Source organism: Stappia sp. TSB10P1A (assembly GCF_900185725.1).
In the GTDB taxonomy this organism is placed as follows: domain Bacteria; phylum Pseudomonadota; class Alphaproteobacteria; order Rhizobiales; family Stappiaceae; genus Stappia.
In genome coordinates this window covers 1-2,697 of the sequence record NZ_FYAU01000047.1, presented here as the reverse complement: position 1 = coordinate 2,697, position 2,697 = coordinate 1, and the positions used below count along the sequence as shown (strand labels likewise).

Annotated in this window: 6 protein-coding genes; all 6 read right to left on the bottom strand. The window is 68.6% G+C overall.

Going from position 1 to position 2,697, the window contains the following annotated elements; all coding sequences use genetic code 11:
* Positions 1-379: phage protein Gp27 family protein (locus TSB10P1A_RS22650; protein ID WP_186390238.1), on the bottom strand; the 379-nt coding region annotated here is incomplete at its 3' end.
* A gap of 4 nt (positions 380-383) precedes the next feature.
* Entirely contained in the window at positions 384-680 is a 297-nt protein-coding gene (locus TSB10P1A_RS22645; protein WP_186390237.1) for a hypothetical protein, read from the bottom strand.
* Positions 677-1,003, bottom strand: a complete 327-nt coding sequence (locus TSB10P1A_RS22640) for a DUF2730 family protein (protein ID WP_186390236.1) — start codon at positions 1,001-1,003, stop codon at positions 677-679. The genes TSB10P1A_RS22645 and TSB10P1A_RS22640 overlap by 4 nt, the downstream gene beginning before the upstream one ends.
* Positions 1,000-1,251 carry a TraR/DksA C4-type zinc finger protein gene (locus tag TSB10P1A_RS22635; RefSeq protein WP_186390235.1) on the bottom strand — a complete coding sequence of 84 codons (252 nt, stop codon included), beginning with the start codon at positions 1,249-1,251 and terminating at the stop codon, positions 1,000-1,002. Before TSB10P1A_RS22635 ends, TSB10P1A_RS22640 begins: the two co-directional genes overlap by 4 nt.
* Entirely contained in the window at positions 1,248-1,778 is a 531-nt protein-coding gene (locus tag TSB10P1A_RS22630; protein WP_186390234.1) for a hypothetical protein, read from the bottom strand. The genes TSB10P1A_RS22635 and TSB10P1A_RS22630 overlap by 4 nt, the downstream gene beginning before the upstream one ends.
* A complete protein-coding gene (locus TSB10P1A_RS22625; protein ID WP_186390233.1) occupies positions 1,775-2,533 on the bottom strand; it encodes a glycoside hydrolase family 108 protein in 759 nt (252 codons plus the stop codon). The genes TSB10P1A_RS22630 and TSB10P1A_RS22625 overlap by 4 nt, the downstream gene beginning before the upstream one ends.
* Between the last annotated feature and the right edge of the window lie 164 nt (positions 2,534-2,697).

Below are 2,697 nucleotides of genomic sequence, written 5' to 3'. Positions count from 1 at the left end.
CGCCCTGGGCAAGCAAGGCGTCCGCCGCCATCTTGATCCGCTCCGACAGGGCAATCGTCATGCGGTCGGCGCCGTCCGGTCCCATGCTCTCGCACAGCGCCTTCGACAAGCGCAGCCGCTCGTCGTAGTCGCGCCACTCCCGCGCCCGGCGAACCGAGTAGCGCGAGAACGCGCCTTTCGAGATCCCGCCGATGCCGCGATCCGCAAGCCGGGCGTTGAACTCGGCGAGGATGATGGTTTGAGGCCGCTTGCCTTCGCGCAGCTCGGTGTTCACCCAGGCGAGATCCGCATCGGCTTCCTCGGGGAGCATTTCCATGCTCGACAGCCGGCCACGTCCACGCCGACGGCCGTCGTCATCCTCGCCCGTATCCGTGGACATCGGATCAGCCCTCGTCCTCGGGCCAGGCAACACCGGCCAGCGGCCGGCGCCGGTCGATATGATCGCGGCCAGTCGACGTGATACCGGCTATCAGCCGACCACCATCGCGCGCCAATGTCACGGCGCCCAGCTCATGCAAGACGGTGAGCTGGGTGCGGAGCCACTCGATGGACCGCGCCATGAGGCGGACGTCGACCGCTTTCTGAAGCAGGTCGTCGCGCAGATGCCCGTTGAACTCAGCTCCCAGCGCCTGAAGGATCGCAAGGCGCCCCTTTTCGGCGAGAAAGTCGCCATAGCTCATTTGCTCGGCTCCCTCAGCAGGAATTGCTCGATCCGCCGCACGGTGCGATCCGTGCCGGCGATGCTCTCCTCGACGCGGCCGACGCTGCCCTTGACCTCGGCCAGGGACACGCGCAGCTCATGCACGTCGTCTTTTCGCGGCAGGTGGGAGACCTCGCTTTCCAGCTTCTGCACCCGCCGGTCATGCTCGGTGAGCTTCCGCTCATGTCCGCCGAGCCGCTGTTCGTTGATTTTCGAGCGCGCCGTGATCCACGTGTAGATCAGGCTGGCGATCGCCAGCAGCGAGGCTATCGGCCCGGACCAGTTTCGGATGTCGTCGATCATCGCCCCTCGCTGGCCCCGTTGCTGGCCCCGTTGCTGGCCCCGTTGCTGGCCCCGTTGCTGGCACAGTCAATGCAGGTGGTGGCGGATGGCAGGGCCGCCCGCCGCTCGGCGGGGATCGGCTCGCCGCAGATCCGGCAGTCCGATGCCCCCACGCCGGAGAGTGCCGCACGGGCGCGGGCAATGGCCGCTTCCCGTTCCTGCGCCACCCGCTGCTCGGCGAGCTCGATCTCGCGCTCGCCGATGTTCATCGCCGCATCAGCCGGATGGCTTCGACGCCGCGCGAGCCCAGCTCCTTGAGCGTATGGCCGCCCATGTAGAGCGCCAGGAACCAGCTCGTGAGCGTCATCAGGACGCCCATGTCCATGCCCGCCGCGATGTCGGCGCCGGTAATCGTGTCGACGACCGGAACCACGAGCAGGCGGATGGTCCACAGGAAGCCGAGCAGATACATCCAGCCCCAGCGCCAGGCCGAGGGCCAAACGCCCTGCGCCTGTTCGGCGGCGAGCAGCGCGAACTGCCCGTCGAGGCCACGCGACCACAGGGCGAGGATTTCCGGCATGCGCGCCTCGACATCGGCCACCGCGCGCTCCAGCCGCTCCTCGGGCACGGTGGGCAGCGTGTCGACCTCGACGCCGAGGGCGCCGGCGACCTCGCCGACGATCACCTGGGCCAACTGCCCGCCGGCCTCGCCGAAGCGCTGGCCGAGCACGCGGCCGACCAGATCTGCGCCGAGCTTGGTGGCTACCCCCGCGATCAGCGATACGATCATGCTCATGCCGTGCCCTCCGCGACGCGGCGGGCCTCGACGGCATAGGCGCGCTCGCGGCTGCGATTGATATGCGCGCGCCAGAGCAGCAGAGCGGCGACGGCGATCAGCGCCACCGCTCCGCCGGCCACCAGCCACCCGGCGAGCGCATCGCCCTGTTCGACCAGGACCTTGCCGCCACCGCCCGTGCCACCGCCGGAGACCGCCGTGGCGACGCCCCCGTTGCCCTGGGCTTTGGCGGTCCTGCCCGCCTTGGCGCTTTCGTCGGCCAGGCCGCTCTCGACATGGGGCGCGTCCATCGACGCGGCGAGCGCCCAGCTCACCCACAAGGCTTCACCAGCCGTCACGCGCCGGGTCCACCCCCTGCCGAACGTCTTCCAGTGCTTGAACGTCTGGTAGATCGACAGCCGCCGCGCACAGAGCTTCTTGATCGTCTCATGGTGCGGCCCGCCGACCACCGCCATCAGGCTCTTGCGTGCGGCGGAGGGTCCGGAATTGACGGCATAGTCGAATACGGCGCCGTCGACACCGGGGGCGAGCGTGTCGCAGCCCGCCTTGTCCCAATAACCGTCCCGGTAGATCCGCTCGACCATGGCCGGCGAGATCCGCCTCAGGTCGGCAACCGTGGCGCCGGGCTTGTATCGGCGGTAGGTCGCTAAGGTGATGCCGCGGTTGGTATGACCGCCGGGGTCGCTCGGGTGATTGACGTAGCCGCCCTCCCAGGTGAGCGAGAAGTCCAGAGACGGCTTGAAATTGTCCCGCATGTCCGCATGCCTCGAATGCATGAGGAGCGCCGGACGGCCCGGCGCTCTGTCATGTCACTCTGGCAGGTTCGGTTCGGGGATATCATCCGCGCGGCTGCGCGGGTCGGGGCCAAGTGGGCATTGTACCCACTTGAATTGGGATGCTACCCGCGCGGGTCAGAAAA